Origin of the sequence: Fictibacillus sp. Mic-4 (assembly GCF_049843615.1) — a bacterium.
GTDB lineage: Bacteria > Bacillota > Bacilli > Bacillales > Fictibacillaceae > Fictibacillus_A > Fictibacillus_A gelatini.
Genome location: NZ_JBBHZM010000133.1, coordinates 1 through 274, shown reverse-complemented (window position 1 = coordinate 274; position 274 = coordinate 1). Strand labels below are relative to the sequence as shown.

Genomic DNA, 274 nt, shown 5'->3' with positions numbered 1-274 from the left:
ACTACTGAAAGCGGGCTTAACGCCAGCGGCCGTTCAGGCAGGCGGACTCGAGGCGGCTTTAAACCTCGCGACTGCGGGGGAACTTCGATTAGCAGACGCGGCTGAAATAATGTCGACGGCACTGAACGCTTTTAAAGACGACGGAATGACCGCAGCGCAAGCATCGAACATACTCGCTGGAACGGCGAACGCTTCGGCAACTGACGTTATGGATTTAAAGTACTCGCTGTCAATGGTTTCAGCAGTCGCATCTGGTTTAGGATTGTCGTTTCGG

1 protein-coding gene is annotated in these 274 nt (G+C 54.0%); it reads left to right on the top strand.

From position 1 onward, the window contains the following. The coding region (locus tag WD019_RS21830; RefSeq protein WP_425712826.1) for a phage tail tape measure protein at nucleotides 1-274 on the top strand (274 nt) is incomplete at both ends.